This window comes from Streptomyces sp. NPDC002889 (assembly GCF_042888425.1).
Classification (GTDB): domain Bacteria; phylum Actinomycetota; class Actinomycetes; order Streptomycetales; family Streptomycetaceae; genus Streptomyces.
Genome location: NZ_JBIAPT010000012.1, coordinates 127,455 through 146,003, shown reverse-complemented (window position 1 = coordinate 146,003; position 18,549 = coordinate 127,455). Strand labels below are relative to the sequence as shown.

The following is an 18,549-nucleotide window of genomic DNA, read 5'->3' as shown; positions in this document are numbered from 1 at the left end:
TGGCCGCCCCGGTACGAAGACGCTGAGACGGCAGGCAGCCGTCAGAGACGAGCAGGTGGATACGTGACGAATCTGATGCCTTACGCCGCCGGTGAACCGTCCATCGGTGGTGGCCTCGGCGACCATGTGTACAACCGGCTGCTCGGTGAGCGCATCATCTTCCTCGGCCAGCAGGTCGACGACGACATCGCCAACAAGATCACGGCGCAGATGCTGCTCCTTGCCGCCGACCCGGACAAGGACATCTACCTCTACATCAACAGCCCCGGCGGCTCGGTGACGGCCGGCATGGCGATCTACGACACCATGCAGTACATCCCGAACGACGTGGTCACGATCGGTATGGGCATGGCGGCCTCGATGGGCCAGTTCCTGCTGACCGGTGGCACCGCGGGCAAGCGCTTCGCGCTCCCCAACACCGACATCCTCATGCACCAGGGATCGGCCGGCCTCGGCGGTACCGCCTCGGACATCAAGATCCAGGCCGAGTACCTGCTCCGCACGAAGAAGCGCATGGCGGAGATCACCGCCCACCACTCCGGTCAGACCGTCGAGACGATCATCCGCGACGGTGACCGCGACCGCTGGTACACCGCTGAAGAGGCCAAGGCGTACGGCCTCATCGACGAGATCATGGCCTCCGCATCGGGCGTTCCCGGCGGCGGCGGCACCGGCGCCTGAGCCCACGCGGCCGGAGCGCCGGCGCACCTGCCACCTCAACGCCCACAGAATGCCACCAGGATGGTGAACCCCGACATGAGCAACTTCCCCGGCCTCTCCGGCGCCGCCAGCGGCCTTTACACCGGCCCTGCGGTGGACAACCGCTACGTCGTCCCGCGGTTCGTCGAGCGCACCTCGCAGGGTGTGCGCGAGTACGACCCGTACGCGAAGCTCTTCGAAGAGCGCGTGATCTTCCTCGGCGTGCAGATCGACGACGCATCCGCCAACGACGTCATGGCGCAGCTGCTGTGCCTGGAGTCGATGGACCCGGACCGCGACATCTCGATCTACATCAACAGCCCCGGCGGCTCCTTCACCGCGCTGACGGCCATCTACGACACGATGCAGTTCGTGAAGCCGGACATCCAGACGGTCTGCATGGGCCAGGCGGCCTCCGCCGCGGCCGTGCTGCTCGCCGCCGGCACCCCCGGCAAGCGGATGGCTCTGCCGCACGCCCGTGTGCTGATCCACCAGCCGTCCTCGCAGACCGGCCGTGAGCAGCTCTCCGACCTGGAGATCGCCGCGAATGAGATCCTGCGCATGCGGGAGCAGCTGGAGGAGATGCTGGCCAAGCACTCCACCACCCCGATCGAGAAGGTTCGCGACGACATCGAGCGCGACAAGATCCTGACCGCCGAGGACGCGCTCGCGTACGGCCTCGTCGACCAGATCGTCTCCACCCGCAAGAGCACGGCCGCAGCGGCCGCCTGAGCGGACCGGCGCCCTTGGCGCGGTACACGACAAATGTGAACCGCGCCAAGGGGGGCCCGAACGGGGGGCTCGGCAAGGTACCGTCGGATATGAGGCACCAGGAGTCGGCTGAACCAAGCCGCTCCCAGGCGAAGGGGAAGCACCTCGTGGCACGCATCGGTGATGGCGGCGACCTGCTCAAGTGCTCGTTCTGTGGGAAGAGCCAGAAGCAGGTGAAGAAGCTCATCGCAGGCCCCGGTGTGTACATCTGCGACGAGTGCATCGATCTCTGCAACGAGATCATCGAGGAGGAACTCGCCGAGACCTCCGAGGTGCGGTGGGAGGAACTTCCCAAACCGCGCGAGATCTACGAGTTCCTCGAGGGCTATGTCGTCGGGCAGGAGCCCGCGAAGAAGGCCCTCTCGGTGGCGGTCTACAACCACTACAAGCGCGTCCAGGCAGGCGAGAACGGCGGCGCGCAGGGCCGGGACGACGCGATCGAGCTCGCCAAGTCCAACATCCTGCTGCTGGGCCCCACCGGCTCCGGCAAGACGCTGCTGGCCCAGACACTGGCCCGCATGCTGAACGTCCCGTTCGCCATCGCCGACGCGACCGCGCTGACGGAGGCCGGCTATGTCGGCGAGGACGTCGAGAACATCCTGCTCAAGCTGATCCAGGCGGCCGACTACGACGTCAAGAAGGCCGAGACCGGGATCATCTACATCGATGAGATCGACAAGGTCGCCCGTAAGAGCGAAAACCCGTCGATCACCCGGGACGTGTCCGGCGAGGGTGTCCAGCAGGCGCTGCTCAAGATCCTGGAAGGGACCACCGCCTCCGTCCCGCCGCAGGGCGGACGCAAGCACCCGCACCAGGAGTTCATCCAGATCGACACGACGAACGTGCTCTTCATCGTGGGCGGCGCGTTCGCCGGTCTGGAGAAGATCATCGAGTCGCGTGCCGGCGCCAAGGGCATCGGGTTCGGCGCCACGATCCGCTCCAAGCGCGAGATCGAGGCGAGCGACCAGTTCCAGGAGGTCATGCCGGAGGACCTGGTGAAGTTCGGGATGATCCCGGAGTTCATCGGCCGCCTCCCGGTACTGACCTCGGTGCACAACCTGGACCGCGAGGCGCTGCTCCAGATCCTGGTCGAGCCGCGTAACGCGCTGGTGAAGCAGTACCAGCGGCTGTTCGAACTGGACGGCGTGGAGCTGGACTTCGACCGCCCGGCGCTGGAAGCGATCGCCGACCAGGCGATCCTGCGCGGCACCGGCGCGCGTGGCCTGCGGGCCATCATGGAAGAGGTCCTCATGTCGGTGATGTACGAGGTCCCGTCCCGCAAGGACGTGGCCCGCGTCGTCATCACGCAGGACGTGGTCCACAACAACGTGAACCCGACGCTGGTGCCGAGGATCGTGAAGGACGACGGCCGCCACGAGAAGTCGGCGTAACGGCAGACGTACGAAGGGGCGCCCGGTCATCGACCGGGCGCCCCTTCGTACGTCGTTGCGCGATCAGACCTTGGTGCGCGAGGTCTTGTACAGCTTCGCCGCCAGGCTCGCGACCTGGTCCTGGGACAGGCCCTTGCCGCCGGTACCCATCATCTGGGCCAAGTCGATGGCGGTCACCTGGGCAATGGTGCTGTAGTCCGCCCAGACGCAGATCGGGACTTCGAACTCCTTCGGGCCGGCGGCCGAGGAACCCGCGGTCGGCTTGAACTTGGCGCTCTGGCACTTCATCAGGGCGCCCTCGAAGCCGGCGGGCGTCACATCGGCGGGGCTGCCGATGAGTTCGATGGTGACGCTCTCGTCCTCCTCGTCGCCCTTCTTGATGCTGTTGAAGTAGCCGTCGAGGGCCTTCTCCGGGTCGCTGACGTCGCCCCACAGGCCGCTGATGCTGAGGACCTTGCCCTTCAGCGGCTCGCTCTCGTCACCGGCCTTGTAGCTGGCGCCGACCTGCTTCGGGTCCTTGATCCCGAGCGCGTCGGCTTCCTTCTTGTCCTTGTCGGACAGGGGCTCCGACTTGTCGCCGCTCGAGTCCTTCTTGTAGTCGTCGACCGTTGCCGCCGGGGTGAGTTTGTACCCCTTGCTGCTGTCGGCGACATCGCTGTTGCCGCCGCCGCTCGTGAGGAGGTACGCGCCACCGGCGATCACCGCGAGCGCCACGACCGCGGAGGCGATGATCAGGCCCGTCTTCTTCTTCGGGGCCGCGGGCGGCGGCGGGACCTGGCCGTAGGGCGCCTGCTGGCCGTACTGGGGCTGCTGGCCGTACGGGCCCGGCTGCTGGGGGTACCCGTAGCCCTGCGGCGGCTGGGGCTGCTGGGGCGGAACACCCTGCGGGGCCTGCTGCGGATACCCGTAGCCGGGCTGCGGGGCCTGCGGCTGCTGGCCGTAAGGTCCCGGCTGGCCGTACGGCCCGGGCTGCTGAGGCTGCTGCCCGCCGTACGGGCCCGGCTGGTTGTAGCTCATTACGGGTTTCCCCCTCGTGGTGTTTATGTGTTTCGAACATCCTGGCCCAAGCCGACGGCCGATGGGACGGCGGGGGCCACACCGTTACGGAAGTGTCGAGGTGAACAACGTGAAGCGCCCGGCCGGTTCACCGGCCGGGCCCGTTGCCGACACTAGAGCCTGACGCGCACGTCGTTGCGGAGCTTGGCGGTGATGCTTGCCGCCTCCTCGGGCGAGCCGGCCGAACCACCCACTGCCGAGGCGATGTTGATGGGCAGTACCGCTGCCATCGTGCTGTGGTCGGCCCAGACGCACATCGTCATCGTGAACTCCTTGGGGCCGGAGCCGGAGGAGGCGCTGTCGGGCTTGCTCTTGACCACCTGGCACTTCAGTACGGCGCCCTTGAGCTCGGCCGGCTCGAAGGCCTTCGGCTCACCGACCAGCTCGGCGTCGCTGTCCTTGTTCTTCTCGACATCCGCCCGCATCGAGTCCAGGGCCGCGTCGACGACCTTCTCCGGCTCGGAGATCTTTCCGTAGACACCGCCGAAGCTCAGGGCCTTCTGCGACAGCGGGTTGTCCTTGTCCCCGGCCGTGTAGCCGGCGGTAACCTGCTTCGGGTCCTTGACGCCCCACTTCTCGGCGTCCTCGAAGTCGCTGTCCTCCCAGGCGCTGTCGTCGCCGCTGCCCTTCTTGTACTCGGCGTTGATGACTGTCGCCGGCGTCGTGAGCTTGTGCGGTCCGTCGTCGGCGACGTCGCCGCCACCGGTGCCGCCGAAGAGCAGGTACGCGCCGACGCCGAGTGCGGCGACGACGGCGACCCCACCGATGATCAGGCCGGTCTTCTTCCCGCCGCTCCGAGCGGGCGGCGGGGGCGGCGGGTAGGCGCCGTACTGGGGCTGCTGGCCGTACGGGCCCGGCTGCTGGGGGTACCCGTAGCCCTGAGGCTGCTGGGGCGGAACACCCTGCGGGGCCTGCTGCGGATACCCGTAGCCGGGCTGCGGGGCCTGCGGCTGCTGGCCGTAAGGTCCCGGCTGGCCGTACGGCCCGGGCTGCTGAGGCTGTTGCCCGCCGTACGGGCCCGGCTGGTTGTAGCTCATTACGGGTGTCCCCCTCGCGATGTTTACGTGTCCCCGACATCCTGGCCGAAGCCGGGGCCCTCGGCAGGCGGCACGGGTCACACCGTGAGGGACGTCTCCCGTTTCGGTCCGGCTGCGTGACACCTCTAAACTGGCCCCGTGACCGAGAACACTCAGCAGCAGACAGCCAGCAACCCCACTGTCCCTACCAAGGACCTGCCGACCCAGTACGCGCCGGCCGAGGTAGAGGGGAAGCTGTACGAGCGCTGGGTGGAGCGCGGGTACTTCGAGGCGGACGCGAAGAGCGAGAAGCCCGCGTACACCATCGTCATCCCGCCGCCGAACGTCACGGGCAGTCTCCACCTGGGCCACGCCTTCGAGCACACGCTGATCGACGCGCTCACCCGCCGCAAGCGGATGCAGGGTTACGAGACGCTGTGGCAGCCGGGTATGGACCACGCCGGTATCGCCACTCAGAACGTCGTCGAGCGGGAGCTCGCCAAGGAGGGCAAGTCCCGCCACGATCTGGGCCGTGAGGCGTTCGTCGAGCGCGTCTGGCAGTGGAAGGCCGAGTCCGGTGGTCAGATTTCCGGACAGATGAAGCGCCTTGGCGACGGCGTCGCCTGGTCGCGCGAGCGCTTCACCATGGACGACGGGCTGTCCCAGGCCGTCCAGACCATCTTCAAGCGGCTGTACGACGACGAGCTGATCTACCGTGCCGAGCGCATCATCAACTGGTGCCCGCGCTGCCTCACCGCCATCTCGGACATCGAGGTGGAGTACCAGGACGACGACGGTGAGCTCGTCTCCATCCGGTACGGCGAGGGCGACGCGTCGATCGTCGTCGCCACCACCCGTGCCGAAACGATGCTGGGTGACACGGCTGTCGCCGTCCACCCGGAGGACGAGCGTTACAAGCACCTCATCGGCACCGAGATCGAACTGCCCCTCACCGGCCGCCGTATCCCGGTCGTCGCCGACGAGCACGTCGACCCGGAGTTCGGTACCGGCGCCGTCAAGGTGACGCCAGCCCATGACCCGAACGACTTCGAGATCGGCCGGCGTCACGGTCTTCCGAGCCTCGCCGTCATGGACGAGCACGCCATCATCACCGCCCACGGCCTCTTCCAGGGTCTGGACCGGCTGGAGGCGCGGTCCACGATCGTGGCTGCGCTGCGCGCCGAGGGCCGGATCGTCGCCGAGAAGCGTCCGTACACCCACTCCGTGGGTCACTGCTCGCGCTGCAAGACCACCATCGAGCCGCGTCTGTCGATGCAGTGGTGGGTCAAGGTCGGCCCGCTGGCCAAGGCGGCCGGCGACGCGGTCCGCGACGGCCGGGTCACGATCCATCCGCAGGAGATGGAGAAGCGCTACTTCGACTGGGTCGACAACCTGCACGACTGGTGCATCTCGCGCCAGCTGTGGTGGGGCCACCGCATCCCGGTCTGGTACGGCCCGAACGGCGAGGTCGTGTGCGTCGGACCGGACGAGCAGCCGCCGAGCGGAGAAGGCTGGACCCAGGACACCGACGTCCTGGACACCTGGTTCTCCTCCGGCCTGTGGCCCTTCTCCACGCTCGGCTGGCCCGAGCAGACCGACAGCCTCGCGAAGTTCTACCCGAACTCCGTGCTGGTCACCGGCTACGACATCCTCTTCTTCTGGGTCGCCCGGATGATGATGTTCGGCCTGTACGCGATGGACGGCACCCCGCCGTTCCACACCATCGCCCTGCACGGCATGGTCCGTGACCAGTTCGGCAAGAAGATGTCGAAGTCCTTCGGCAACGCGGTCAACCCGCTGGACTGGATGGACACCTACGGCTCCGACGCCGTCCGCTTCACGCTGGCCCGCGGAGCCAACCCCGGCGTCGACGTCCCGATCGGCGAGGACTGGGTCCAGGCGTCGCGCAACTTCGCCAACAAGATCTGGAACGCGACGCGCTTCGCGCTGATGAACGGTGCGACGGTCGAGGGCGAACTGCCGCCCACCGAGCGGTTGTCGGCGACCGACCGGTGGATCCTGTCCCGGCTGAACAAGACGGTGGCCGAGGTCGACGCGTACTACGAGGACTACCAGTTCTCGAAGCTGTCGGAAGCTCTCTACCACTTCGCGTGGGACGAGGTCTTCGACTGGTACGTCGAGCTGTCCAAGACGACCTTCTTCGCGGGCGGCGAGGCGGCCAAGGTCTCCGGCCGGGTCCTCGGCGAGGTCCTGGACGTCATGCTGCGGCTGCTGCACCCGGTGGTCCCGTTCGTGACGGAGACCCTGTGGACCACCCTGACGGGCAGCGAGTCCGTGGTCATCGCCGACTGGCCGGCCGACAGCGGTTTCCGTGACGAGGCGGCCGAGGCGGAGATCGAGAACCTCCGGCGCGTCGTCACCGAGGTTCGCCGGTTCCGCTCCGACCAGGGACTGCAGCCGGGGCAGAAGGTCCCGGCCCGGCTCACCCTGGACGGCACCGCACTCGCGCCGCACGAGGCGGCCATCCGGCAACTGCTCCGGCTGCAGCCGGAGGGCGAGGGCTTCAGCGCGACGGCGACCCTCCCGGTCGCGGGCGCCACGGTCGCTCTCGACCTGTCCGGCACGATCGATGTGGAGGCCGAGCGCAAGCGGCTGACGAAGGACCTGGCCGCCGCCGAGAAGGAGAAGGCCCAGGCGACGGGCAAGCTCGGCAACGAGGCGTTCCTCGCCAAGGCACCGGACAACGTGGTCGACAAGATCCGTACCCGCCTGGCCAAGGCCGAGGAGGACATCGCGCGGATCACCAAGCAGCTGGAAGGCCTGCCTCGGTCCTGACGGCGAACGAGCGGACGGGAAGGCCCCGGGGGACGTCCCCCGGGGCCTTCCCGTCCTTGTCGGTGCGTCTCCGTAGACTGGACCCCGTGAGTGAGCAGCCCGATCCTTTCGACGAGATCGTCGACGCAGAGACCGACCGTGACCCCGACCTGGCGGTGATCGAGGCCGGCAGCCGCACCCTGCGCGCACAGGCCGGGTCGCAGCTGAGCGACCACGCGCCCGCCCGGCCCGCAGACCCGGAGGTGGACAAGGCGCTGCGTGAGGTCGAGGCGGACCTGGCGACCCGGTGGGGCGAGACCAAGCTGGAGCCGTCGGTCAGCCGGATCTCGGCCCTGATGGATGTGCTGGGCGAGCCCCAGCGCGCGTACCCCTCGATCCACATCACGGGGACGAACGGCAAGACGTCCACGGCCCGCATGATCGAGGCCCTGCTCGGCGCCTTCGAGTTGCGCACCGGCCGGTACACCTCGCCGCACGTCCAGTCGATCACCGAGCGGATCAGCCTGGACGGTGCGCCCATCGCGGCCGAGCGCTTCGTCGAGACGTTCCAGGACATCAAGCCGTACGTGGAGATGGTCGACTCCTCGCAGGAGTTCCGCCTCTCGTTCTTCGAGGTGCTCACCGGCATGGCCTATGCCGCGTTCGCCGACGCGCCGGTGGACGCCGCCGTCGTCGAGGTCGGCATGGGCGGCAGCTGGGACGCGACGAATGTGATCGACGCGTCGGTCGCCGTCATCACCCCCATCGCCCTGGACCACACGGACCGCCTCGGCGGGACGCCCGGCGAGATCGCCGGGGAGAAGGCCGGGGTCATCAAGCAGGGCGCGACGGTGATCCTGGCGCAGCAGCCGGTGGAGGCCGCCCAGGTGATGCTGAAGAAGGCGGTCGAGGTCGACGCCACGGTCGCGCGTGAGGGTATGGAGTTCGGCGTTGTCTCCCGCGAGGTCGCGGTCGGCGGCCAGCTGCTGACCCTGCGCGGACTCGGCGGCGAGTACGAGCAGATCTTCCTCCCGCTGTACGGAGCCCACCAGGCGCACAACGCGGCGGTGGCGCTGGCAGCGGTCGAGGCGTTCTTCGGGGTGGGCGCCGAGCAGGCCCGCATGCTCGATGTGGACACCATTCGCAAGGCGTTCGCATCGGTGACCTCGCCCGGCCGTCTGGAGGTCGTGCGGCGCAGCCCCACGGTCGTGCTGGACGCCGCGCACAACCCGGCCGGCGCGCGGGCGTCGGCGGACGGCATCACGGAGTCGTTCGGCTTCTCGCGGCTGATCGGCGTGGTCGGCACCAGTGGCGACAAGGACGTCCGCGGTCTGCTCGAGGCCTTCGAGCCGATCTTCGCCGAGGTCGTCGTCACGCAGAACTCCAGTCATCGCGCCATGGACGCGGACGAGCTGGCCGCGATCGCCGTGGAGGTCTTCGGCGACGAGCGGGTGGTGGTGGAACCGCGCCTCGACGACGCGTTGGAGGCGGCGATCACGCTTGCCGAGGAGGAGTCGGAGTTCGCGGGCGCGGGTGTTCTGGTGACCGGCTCGGTGATCACGGTCGGCGAGGCCCGGCTGCTGCTGGGAAGGGGCTGAGCCGATGCGTACGCTGTGTGCATCCACCTTGATCAGTGAATTCTTCGTGATCGGGTTTGCCGGTCTCGTTGCCATGAAGTCGGACGACGTCGCGATGGCGACGGTCTGGACGGTCTGCGGCGTCGTGATGCTGGTGTCGCTGCTGCTGTGCGGGATGATCACCCGTCCAGGTGGGATCCAGCTCGGCTGGGCGCTGCAAATCGCGCTGATCGCCAGCGGATTCGTGGTGCCTGCGATGTTCTTCCTCGGCGTGCTGTTCGCGGCGCTGTGGTGGGCGTCCGTGCACTACGGCCGCAAGATCGACGCGGCGAAGGCGCGGTGGGCCGCCGAGGCCGAGGCCCAGCCGCAGTAGGTCCGGGTCCGGGTGCCGCCCTTCGGGGGGCACCGGGTAGCCTCGGGCCAACCGCACACATCCTGGCCTGCAAGGAGCCGCACACCATGACTCAGCGCACCCTCGTCCTTCTCAAGCCGGACGCCGTCCGTCGCGGACTCGTGGGCGAGGTCATCGGCCGCATCGAGCGCAAGGCCGGCTGGCAGATCACGGCGCTGGAGCTGCGTCAGCTCGACCGCGCCACCCTGGAGCAGCACTACGCCGAGCACGTCGGCCGACCGTTCTACGAGCCGCTCGTGGAGTTCATGCTGTCCGGTGCGGTCGTCGCGCTCGTCGTCGAGGGAGAGCGGGTCATCGAGGGTGTGCGCCAGTTGGCGGGGCCGACCGACCCGATCGCTGCGGCCCCGGGGTCCATCCGTGGTGACTTCGGCACGATCGTCCGGGAGAACCTGATCCACGCCTCGGACTCCGAGGAGTCCGCCATTCGGGAACTGAAGATTTTCTTTCCCGGCCTTTCCTGATAGAGCGTCAGCCGAACAGCGCTCATGACCTGGGGCGACCGAAGGAATTTCGGTCGCCCTTCGGTATAGGAGTGCGCGTTGCGGGAACGCATCGCTCCGACACCTCGTCACCATTACTGGGGTGGACCACCGCTGCGTGTTCGTCCAGGCGGCACTACGATGGAAGCCTCCACGCCACAGCACCCACCTCGCCGTCCTAATAAGCCATCAATGCTCGATTTGGGAAGGCCAGACGCATCCTCATGGGGAACAACATGTCGTTCATCGGCCGTGACATGGCTGTCGACCTCGGGACCGCCAACACGCTGGTGTACGTCAGAGGTCGGGGGATCGTTCTCAACGAGCCGTCCGTCGTCGCGATCAACACCAACACGGGCGGCATTCTCGCGGTCGGCGCCGAGGCGAAGAAGATGATCGGCCGGACTCCGGGCAATATCGTTGCCGTCCGGCCGCTGAAGGACGGCGTCATCGCCGACTTCGAGATCACCGAGCGGATGCTCCGCTACTTCATCCTGAAGATCCACAAGCGCCGCTATCTCGCCCGCCCGCGTGTGGTCGTCTGTGTCCCCTCCGGCATCACGGGCGTTGAGCGCCGCGCGGTCATCGAAGCATCGACGCAGGCGGGCGCCCGGCAGGTGCACATCATCGAGGAGCCGATGGCCGCAGCCATCGGCTCCGGGCTCCCCGTCCACGAGGCCACCGGCAACATGGTCGTCGACATCGGCGGCGGCACCACCGAGGTCGCCGTGATCTCCCTCGGCGGAATCGTCACAGCTCAGTCGATCCGGGTCGCGGGCGACGAGTTGGACAATGCGATCATCCAGCACATCAAGAAGGAGTACTCGCTCCTGCTCGGTGAGCGGACCGCCGAGAACATCAAGATCACCATTGGCTCGGCCTACGAGATGGACAAAGAGGAGCACACCGAGATCCGCGGCCGTGACCTCGTCTCCGGCCTGCCCAAGACCGTGGTCATCTCCGCCGCCGAGGTCCGCAAGGCCATCGAGGAGCCGGTCAACTCCATCGTCGACGCCGTCAAGACCACTCTCGACAAGTGCCCGCCCGAGCTGTCCGGCGACGTCATGGACCGCGGCATCGTGCTGACCGGCGGCGGTGCGCTGCTGCGCGGCCTGGACGAGCGGCTGCGGCGCGAGACCGGTATGCCGATCCATATCGCCGAGGACCCACTGGACTCGGTGGCGCTCGGAGCGGGCAAGTGTGTCGAGGAGTTCGAGGCCCTCCAGCAGGTGCTGGACGCCCAGCCCCGCCGCTAGTGGACACCACTCACGGAACCCGAGTGCGGAACCTGCGGAACCTGCGAATCCGTCGTATGGGGGCCTGCCGACCCGTACGGCGGATCGTTGATATACAGACACCCATATTCCAACGAGGAAGGCACGGCCGCCGCACGTGAGGGACACACGAGAGAGCCGGCTGCTCCTGGTGCTGCTGATTGCCATCGCGTTCGCACTGATCACGGTGGACATCAGAGGCGGCGAGGAGTCACCGGTCGACGGCGCCCGGCAGGCCGCCGCCACGGTCTTCGGCCCGGTCGAGAGCGGCGTCGCATCGGCTGTCGACCCGATCGGCAACGCCATAGGGGCCGTACGCGACGCGGGCGAGCGCCACGACCGCATCAGCGTCCTGGAGCGGGAGAACGCCGAACTCAAGGCGCGACTCGGCAGCGACGACCGCAACCGCAGCCGGGTGCGTGAACTCGACGGCCTGCTCAAGAAAGCAGCCGCCGGCCAGTACGGCATCAAGGGCGCCGAGGTCATCGGGATAGGAGCGGCCCAGGGCTTCTCCTGGACGGTCACCATCGACATCGGCTCCCACGACGGCATCCGGCGCGACATGACCGTCATCAACAGCGACGGACTCGTCGGCCGCGTCACCACCGTCGGCCCGAACACCTCGACCGTCCTGCTCGCCAACGACCCGGACTTCACCGTCGGCACCCGGATGGAGAAGACCGACGAACTCGGCTTCGCCACCGGCCAGGGCGACCGGCCGCTCTCGGTCCAGCTGCTCAACGGCAAGGCCAAGGTGAAGAAGGGGGACCGGCTGGTCACCTTCGGCTCGCAGGGCAACCGGCCGTTCGTGCCAGGGGTCCCGGTCGGCGAGGTCGTGGGCGTGGACCCGCTCGGCGGCGACCTCACCCGCAACATCTATGTGCGCCCGTACGTCGGCTTCACCAAGCTCGACATCGTGGGCGTCGTCGTCCAGGCGCCCCGCACCGATCCGCGCGACACGGTTCTGCCGCCCAAGCCCGCCAAGTCCGCCAAGCCGAAGCCCACACCGACCGTCACCGTGACGGTCACGCCCGGCCAGGTCCCGCCGAGCGGCGAGGCCCAGGAGGACGCCGGGGCACAGGCGCAGGACAACGGTCAGCCGCAGGACAACGGTCAGGCCACCCCCACGCGTGACGCCGCCGCCCGGAACGACGAGTAGGAGCCTGCGTCATGCGCTTCAACCGGATGCTGCTCTCCACGACCCTCGTCGTGGTCGCCCTCGTCGCCCAGGTCACTGTCCTCGCCCGCCTCCAGCTCCCCGGCGCCGTACCCGACCTGCTCCTGCTCGTCGTCCTCGGGCTCGCCATGGTGTACGGCCACATGGCGGGCGCGTTCATCGGCTTCGGCGCGGGACTGCTCGCCGACCTCGCCCCGCCGGCCGACCATGCCGCAGGACGGTACGCGCTCGTGCTGTGCGTCATCGGATATCTCGCCGGCCTCGCGCGACCCGACAGCGGCCAGCTCAGGTCCGCCGCGGGACCGATGATCGTGGTCGTCGCCGCAGCCATCGGCTCCACGCTCCTCTACGCAGGCGTCGGCGCCCTCGTCGGCGACACCGCCGCCCGCCATGTGGGCCTCGGCAGCCTGCTGTTCACCGCCGCCGTCTACGACCTGCTCCTCGCGCCCTTCACCGTCCCGCTGATCATGGCCCTGGCCAGACGCGGCGAGAACGACCCGCTCGCCGACGCCCAGAGCTCGTCCGGCGCCGATATGGCATCGGGCTGGCTCTCCTCCGGCACCGGACTGCGCATCGGCCGCCAGCGCAGCGGACTGCGGGTGAAGGCGGCCAGGAGCCGTGCGGCACGGGCCGGACGCATCAAGGGAGTCAAGCGACTGTGACCGAGGGGGCAGCAGCGTGAGCAACATTCCGGAGACCGGCCGGACCCCCCGGGTCCAGATCCGGCTCGTCATCATCCAGGTACTCGTCTTCTCGCTGCTGCTCACTCTCGGCGGCCGCCTCTGGTACCTCCAGATCCGCAACGGCGACGAGTACACGGACGAGGCGAAGAGCAACCACGTCCAGCAGGTCGTCCAGCCCGCCGTACGCGGCTCGATCCTCGACGCCCGCGGCGTACCGCTGGCCGACAACGAGACGCGGCTCGTCGTCTCCGCGTCCCGTACCGAGCTGTTGAAGATGAAGGACGACGGCAAGGGCGTCCTCACCCGGCTCGCCGGTGTCCTGGGCATGAAGCCCAAGGACGTCATGGACAAGGTCCGGCTGTGCGACTCCGAGACTCCCCAGCCGTGCTGGAACGGTTCCCCGTACCAGCCCATCCCGGTCACCGACGAGGCCACGACCCAGCAGGCTCTGCAGATCCGCGAGCGCGCCGAGGACTTCCCCGGCATCACCGCGGAGCCCACCGCCGTACGCCGCTATGCCGCCCCCGGCAAGGCAAACACCGCCCAGGTCCTCGGCTATCTCTCGCCCGTCACCGACGAGGAGATCGAGAAGGCCAAGGACACCGACTCGCCGTTCCTGCGCTCCGACCAGGTCGGCCGCTCGGGTCTGGAGCGCACCTACGACAAGGCGCTGCGCGGCAAGGCCGGTGTCACACGCTACGAGGTCGACAATCTCGGCCGGGTCATCGGCGAGGCCGAGCGGGACGAGGCCAGGGCCGGAGCCAACGTCGTCACGTCCATCGACGCCCGCGTCCAGGCGGTGGCCGAGTACGAGCTCAACAAGGCGATGAAGGCCGCCCGCCTCGAGATGGACCGCAACACCAACGAGAGGTACAAGGCCGACGCCGGCGCCGTCGTGGTCATGGAGAACAAGACCGGCCGCATCATCTCGATGGCCTCTCAGCCGACGTACGACCCGAACTCCTGGGTCGGCGGTATCTCGGCCAAGGACTACGCCAAGCTCACCGGCAAGAAGTCCAACTTCCCGCTGCTCAACCGCGCCATCCAGGGCCAGGCCGCCCCCGGCTCGATCTTCAAGGTGATCTCGTCGACCGCCGCGGTCAACGCCGGATACGAGTTCGACGGCAACTATCCGTGCCCCAGTTCGTACTCCGTCGGAAGCCAGGTCTTCAAGAACTTCGAGTCCAAGGGCTACGGCAGCATCAGCCTCGGCCGTGCCCTGGAGGTCTCCTGCGACACCGTCTACTACGGACTCGCCCACCGCGAGTGGCAGAAGGACGGCGGCACCAAGCCCAAGAAGAAGGCCAACGACTGGTTCTACAAGACCGCCCACCAGTTCGGCCTCGGCAAGGAGACCGGCATCGACCTCCCCAACGAGGTCACCGGGCGTGTCCCCGACCGCCAGTGGAAGCAGCGCTTCTGGGAGGCCAACAAGGACGGCTGGTGCAAGCAGGGCAAGAAGGGCGGGACGTACGTCGAGCGGCTCGCGTACGAAGGCTGCCTCGAAGGCAACCTGATGCGCGCCGGTGACTCCGTCAACTACTCCATCGGACAGGGCGACACCCTCGTCACCCCGATACAGATGGCGACGATCTACTCGGCGATCGCCAACGGCGGCACGCTGTACAACCCCACCATCGGCAAGGCCATCATCAGCGCGGACGGCAAGACGGTCGAGCCGATCAAGCCCGCGTCGCACGGCAAGCTGCCGATGGACCGAAAGACCCGCGACCAGATCGACAAGGCCCTCGCGGGAGTCACCACCGTCGGCTCGGCCGCCTGGCGCTTCGGCGGCTGGCCGCAGGACAAGATCCCGATGCACGCCAAGACGGGTACCGCGGAGGTCTACGGCAAGCAGACGACCTCCTGGTTCGTCTCGTACACCTCCGACTACACGATCATCATGACCATCGCCCAGGGTGGTACGGGATCCGGTGCCTCCGGTCCCGCGGTGCGCAAGATCTACGAGGCGATGTACGGCCTCGACGAGGAGGGTAATCAGGACCTCAAGTCCGCCCTGCTGCCGAGGCCCCAGCAGAGCCTGCCGAAGGTCGGCACGGACGGCACCATCGACGCCCCGACCATCAAGCCGTACAAGCCCAGGAAGCCGAAACCGGCCGACGGCCAAGTGCTCGCGGGCGCGCCCGCACGGAGGGACTGAGACATGGCCGGCGCCAATGGCTTCTCCGTCTCCGGCTACGGCCCCGAGCGCGGCGGACTGTGGTCACAGCTGACCGCCCGCGGCTCGGTGGTGCGCAAGCTGGACTGGCCCATGCTGTTCTCCGCGCTCGCGCTGTCGTTCATCGGTGCGCTGCTGGTGTGGTCGGCGACCCGCGGCCGCACCGAGCTCAACCAGGGCGACCCGTACTACTTCCTGTTCCGGCACGTCCTCAACACCGGCATCGGTTTCGCGCTGATGATCGGGACGGTCTGGCTCGGGCACCGCACCCTGCGCGGCGCGGTGCCGGTCCTGTACGGGCTCTCCGTCGTCCTCGTCCTACTGGTGCTCACCCCGCTGGGCGCCACCATCAACGGCGCGCACGCCTGGATCGTGATCGGTGGCGGCTTCTCCCTCCAGCCCTCGGAGTTCGTGAAGATCACCATCATTCTGGGGATGGCGATGATGCTGGCCGCCCGGGTGGACGCCGGGGACCTGGCACATCCCGACCACCGCACGGTCGCCAAATCGCTCGGTCTCGCCGTGCTGCCGATGCTGATCGTCATGCTGATGCCGGACCTCGGATCCGTGATGGTCATGGCGGTCATCGTCCTCGGCGTTCTCCTCGCGTCCGGCGCCTCCAACCGATGGATCCTCGGACTGCTGGGCGCCGGAGCCGCGGGAGCGGTACTGGTCACCACGCTCGGACTGCTCGACGAGTACCAGATCAACCGCTTCGCCGCATTCGCCAACCCCGAGCTCGACCCGGCCGGTGTCGGCTACAACACCAACCAGGCACGGATCGCGATCGGCTCGGGCGGGCTGCACGGCGCCGGACTGTTCAACGGCCACCAGACGTCGGGCCAGTTCGTGCCCGAGCAGCAGACCGACTTCATCTTCACCGTCGCGGGCGAGGAACTCGGGTTCCTCGGCGCCGGCCTGATCCTCGCGCTGCTGGGCGTCGTCCTGTGGCGCGCCTGCCGTATCGCCCGCGAGACGACCGAGCTGTACGGCACCATCGTCGCCGCCGGGATCATCGCCTGGTTCGCCTTCCAGGCCTTCGAGAACATCGGGATGACGCTCGGCATCATGCCGGTCGCCGGTCTGCCGCTGCCGTTCGTGTCCTACGGCGGAACCTCGATGTTCGCCGTCTGGATCGCGATCGGACTGCTCCAGTCGATCAGGGTGCAGCGGCCGATAAGCGCATAATCCTCCGCGGGGCGTCTCGTATGGGCGCCCGGCCCGGTCGTGGGGTGCCGTCCGGCGACCGGGCCGACTAGGTTCGATTCATGGCGGACACGAAGCGCGAGATCGAGCGGAAGTACGAGGCCACCTCCGACAGCCGGCTGCCGGACCTGACACGCGTGCCGGGTGTCTCGGCCGTCGTCGGCAGAGGGGTGGTGGAACTCGACGCCGTGTACTACGACACTGCGGACCTGCGCCTCTCCGCCGACGGGATCACCCTGCGGCGCCGTACCGGCGGCGACGACGAGGGCTGGCATCTGAAGTTCCCCGTCTCGACCGGCATCCGCGACGAGATCCGCGCCCCGCTCGCGGACACCCTCCCGCACTCACTGGCAGGGCTGATCCGCTCCCGTGCCCGCGACGCGGCCGTCGTCCCCGTCGTACGGCTGAGGTCCTCGCGGGACGTCAGCCACCTGCTCGGCGAGAGGGGCGAGCTTATCGCCGAAGTCAGTGTCGACTCCGTCCGCGCCGAACGCCTCGCGGACGGCGGCGGTTCGGCGTCCTGGACCGAGATCGAGGTCGAACTCGCCGACGACGCCGACCCCGCACTGCTCGACGCGGTCGACAAACGCCTGCGCAAGGCTGGCGTCCGCCCCTCGTCGTCGGCGTCCAAGCTGGCGCGGGCACTGGCGGAAACGGCCCCGGGGGGCCCGGTCCCGGGCGGGCAGGAGGACGCCGCCTCCTCGGAGCGGCCGGCAGGCAAGGCGCCGAAGGCGGCCGAGGCCGCGAAGTCCGTCAGGGACAGGGGCGCCCGGCTGGAGGAGAAGTACGCCGGCGAGTACGTCCTCGCATATCTGCGCGGGCAGCGGGACGCGATCGTGGCGCTGGATCCCGCCGTACGCCGCGATCTGCCCGACTCCGTCCACCAGATGCGCGTCGCCACCCGCCGGATGCGCAGCGCCTTCAGGACGTTCGGAAAGATCGTCGACCGCGGCGTCACCGACCCGCTCGGGGACGAGCTCAAGTGGCTTGCCGGCGAACTCGGCGTCGCCCGGGACCAGGAGGTGCTGTCCGAGCGCCTGCGGAAGCGGATCGAGGCACTGCCCGGGACGTTGGTGCTCGGTCCGGTCCGAGGGAGGCTGAAGATCTGGGCGACCGCGCACCGGGCGGACGCGCGTCGGCGCTCCGTCGCCGTGCTCGACAGCGAGCGCTACCTCGACCTGCTGGCCGCGCTCGACGCCCTCCTCGACGAGCCGCCGCTTCTCAAGGCGGCCACCGCCAAGCCCGGCGTCGCCCTCCCCAAGGCGGTGAGCAAGGACTACAGGAGGCTGGCCGCACGGGTGGAACACGCCCTCGACCTCCCGGCGGGCCACGACCGTGACCTCGCCATGCACGACGCCCGCAAGGCCGCGAAACGAGCGCGGTACGCCGCCGAGGCCGTCACCCCTGCCCTCGGCAAGCCCGCCAGAAAGTTCGCCAGGAGGATGAAGGCGGTGCAGACCGTACTCGGCGACCACCAGGACAGCGTCGTCGCACGCGATGCCCTGCGCACCCTCGCGATCCAGGCGCATGCGGCCGGCGAGTCCGCGTTCACCTGGGGACTTCTCCACGGACTGGAAGAGGGCCAAGCGGCGGAGCGGGAGCGGGAACTCCCTCAGGTGTGGGAGCGGGCGTCGCGGCCCGAGCTGCGCAGCGCACTCAGGGCGTAACCGCACGGGCGGCCGGTCGTTTTGTCGGTGCACGGCTCCCCCCGGCACGCGGGGGTGACCGGGTCTCAAGGCCACCGGTTGTGAAGAGCCGGCTTGCTCCCCGCCGGTGCGGGGGTGTTGTGATCGCCGTGCTGGGGCGACTCTCGATCGGGTTACGCTTGAGAGTCGCCCCAGCCAGCTCACGAAG

General features: G+C 68.6%; 15 protein-coding genes. 13 read left to right on the top strand and 2 right to left on the bottom strand.

Annotated elements, in window-relative coordinates:
• Window positions 1–75 precede the first annotated feature (75 nt).
• The 3 genes from ACFYWI_RS19985 to clpX all read left to right on the top strand — a co-directional run bounded on the left by ACFYWI_RS19985 (window position 76) and on the right by clpX (window position 2,861).
• On the top strand, window positions 76–681 hold the full coding sequence (locus ACFYWI_RS19985) for an ATP-dependent Clp protease proteolytic subunit (protein ID WP_389234128.1): 606 nt from the start codon (window positions 76–78) through the stop codon (window positions 679–681).
• A 60-nt stretch (window positions 682–741) separates the two neighbouring features.
• Window positions 742–1,431, top strand: a complete 690-nt coding sequence (locus ACFYWI_RS19980; protein ID WP_389233834.1) for an ATP-dependent Clp protease proteolytic subunit — start codon at window positions 742–744, stop codon at window positions 1,429–1,431.
• A gap of 146 nt (window positions 1,432–1,577) precedes the next feature.
• Window positions 1,578–2,861: an ATP-dependent Clp protease ATP-binding subunit ClpX gene (gene clpX, locus ACFYWI_RS19975; protein ID WP_389233831.1), complete on the top strand. Its 1,284-nt coding sequence runs from the start codon at window positions 1,578–1,580 to the stop codon at window positions 2,859–2,861.
• A 63-nt stretch (window positions 2,862–2,924) separates the two neighbouring features.
• On the opposite strand, the gene ACFYWI_RS19970 is transcribed toward clpX, so the two are convergent.
• The gene (locus tag ACFYWI_RS19970) at window positions 2,925–3,878 is read right to left on the bottom strand and encodes a hypothetical protein (protein ID WP_389233828.1); all 954 of its coding nucleotides are present in this window, start codon (window positions 3,876–3,878) and stop codon (window positions 2,925–2,927) included.
• A 152-nt stretch (window positions 3,879–4,030) separates the two neighbouring features.
• On the bottom strand, window positions 4,031–4,954 hold the full coding sequence (locus ACFYWI_RS19965) for a hypothetical protein (RefSeq protein ID WP_389233825.1): 924 nt from the start codon (window positions 4,952–4,954) through the stop codon (window positions 4,031–4,033).
• Window positions 4,955–5,092: 138 nt separating this feature from the next.
• Between ACFYWI_RS19965 and ACFYWI_RS19960 the strand changes: the two genes are divergently transcribed.
• The 10 genes from ACFYWI_RS19960 (at window position 5,093) to ACFYWI_RS19915 (ending at window position 18,362) form a co-directional block, all read left to right on the top strand.
• Window positions 5,093–7,729: a valine--tRNA ligase gene (locus ACFYWI_RS19960; RefSeq protein ID WP_389233822.1), complete on the top strand. Its 2,637-nt coding sequence runs from the start codon at window positions 5,093–5,095 to the stop codon at window positions 7,727–7,729.
• 86 nt (window positions 7,730–7,815) lie between these two features.
• Complete coding sequence (locus tag ACFYWI_RS19955; RefSeq protein WP_389233818.1) at window positions 7,816–9,306, top strand: bifunctional folylpolyglutamate synthase/dihydrofolate synthase; 1,491 nt, start codon at window positions 7,816–7,818, stop codon at window positions 9,304–9,306.
• Window positions 9,307–9,310: 4 nt separating this feature from the next.
• On the top strand, window positions 9,311–9,658 hold the full coding sequence (locus tag ACFYWI_RS19950; RefSeq protein WP_389233815.1) for a DUF4233 domain-containing protein: 348 nt from the start codon (window positions 9,311–9,313) through the stop codon (window positions 9,656–9,658).
• A gap of 86 nt (window positions 9,659–9,744) precedes the next feature.
• On the top strand, window positions 9,745–10,158 hold the full coding sequence (gene ndk, locus ACFYWI_RS19945; protein ID WP_389233812.1) for a nucleoside-diphosphate kinase: 414 nt from the start codon (window positions 9,745–9,747) through the stop codon (window positions 10,156–10,158).
• Window positions 10,159–10,412: 254 nt separating this feature from the next.
• Window positions 10,413–11,432: a rod shape-determining protein gene (locus tag ACFYWI_RS19940; protein WP_389234125.1), complete on the top strand. Its 1,020-nt coding sequence runs from the start codon at window positions 10,413–10,415 to the stop codon at window positions 11,430–11,432.
• 136 nt (window positions 11,433–11,568) lie between these two features.
• Window positions 11,569–12,609, top strand: coding sequence for a rod shape-determining protein MreC (gene mreC, locus ACFYWI_RS19935; RefSeq protein WP_389233809.1), 1,041 nt, complete (start codon window positions 11,569–11,571; stop codon window positions 12,607–12,609).
• Between the two features lie 11 nt (window positions 12,610–12,620).
• Complete coding sequence (gene mreD, locus ACFYWI_RS19930) at window positions 12,621–13,289, top strand: rod shape-determining protein MreD (protein WP_389233806.1); 669 nt, start codon at window positions 12,621–12,623, stop codon at window positions 13,287–13,289.
• Between the two features lie 16 nt (window positions 13,290–13,305).
• Window positions 13,306–15,471 carry a penicillin-binding protein 2 gene (mrdA, locus tag ACFYWI_RS19925; RefSeq protein ID WP_389233803.1) on the top strand — a complete coding sequence of 722 codons (2,166 nt, stop codon included), beginning with the start codon at window positions 13,306–13,308 and terminating at the stop codon, window positions 15,469–15,471.
• A 3-nt stretch (window positions 15,472–15,474) separates the two neighbouring features.
• Entirely contained in the window at window positions 15,475–16,677 is a 1,203-nt protein-coding gene (rodA, locus tag ACFYWI_RS19920) for a rod shape-determining protein RodA (RefSeq protein ID WP_389233800.1), read from the top strand.
• Window positions 16,678–16,757: 80 nt separating this feature from the next.
• Window positions 16,758–18,362 (top strand): CHAD domain-containing protein, encoded by a 1,605-nt coding sequence (locus tag ACFYWI_RS19915; protein ID WP_389233797.1) that lies wholly within the window; start codon window positions 16,758–16,760, stop codon window positions 18,360–18,362.
• Window positions 18,363–18,549: the final 187 nt, after the last annotated feature.

Bases quoted from the DNA above. Each gene is read 5' to 3' on its own strand.
- ACFYWI_RS19985 (WP_389234128.1), top strand. From the start codon at position 76: ATGCCTTACGCCGCCGGTGAACCGTCCATCGGTGGTGGCCTCGGCGAC.
- ACFYWI_RS19980 (WP_389233834.1), top strand. From the start codon at position 742: ATGGTGAACCCCGACATGAGCAACTTCCCCGGCCTCTCCGGCGCCGCC.
- ACFYWI_RS19970 (WP_389233828.1), bottom strand. From the start codon at position 3,878: ATGAGCTACAACCAGCCGGGCCCGTACGGCGGGCAGCAGCCTCAGCAG.
- ACFYWI_RS19965 (WP_389233825.1), bottom strand. From the start codon at position 4,954: ATGAGCTACAACCAGCCGGGCCCGTACGGCGGGCAACAGCCTCAGCAG.
- ACFYWI_RS19950 (WP_389233815.1), top strand. From the start codon at position 9,311: ATGCGTACGCTGTGTGCATCCACCTTGATCAGTGAATTCTTCGTGATC.
- ndk (WP_389233812.1), top strand. From the start codon at position 9,745: ATGACTCAGCGCACCCTCGTCCTTCTCAAGCCGGACGCCGTCCGTCGC.
- ACFYWI_RS19940 (WP_389234125.1), top strand. From the start codon at position 10,413: ATGTCGTTCATCGGCCGTGACATGGCTGTCGACCTCGGGACCGCCAAC.
- mreD (WP_389233806.1), top strand. From the start codon at position 12,621: ATGCGCTTCAACCGGATGCTGCTCTCCACGACCCTCGTCGTGGTCGCC.
- rodA (WP_389233800.1), top strand. From the start codon at position 15,475: ATGGCCGGCGCCAATGGCTTCTCCGTCTCCGGCTACGGCCCCGAGCGC.
- ACFYWI_RS19915 (WP_389233797.1), top strand. From the start codon at position 16,758: ATGGCGGACACGAAGCGCGAGATCGAGCGGAAGTACGAGGCCACCTCC.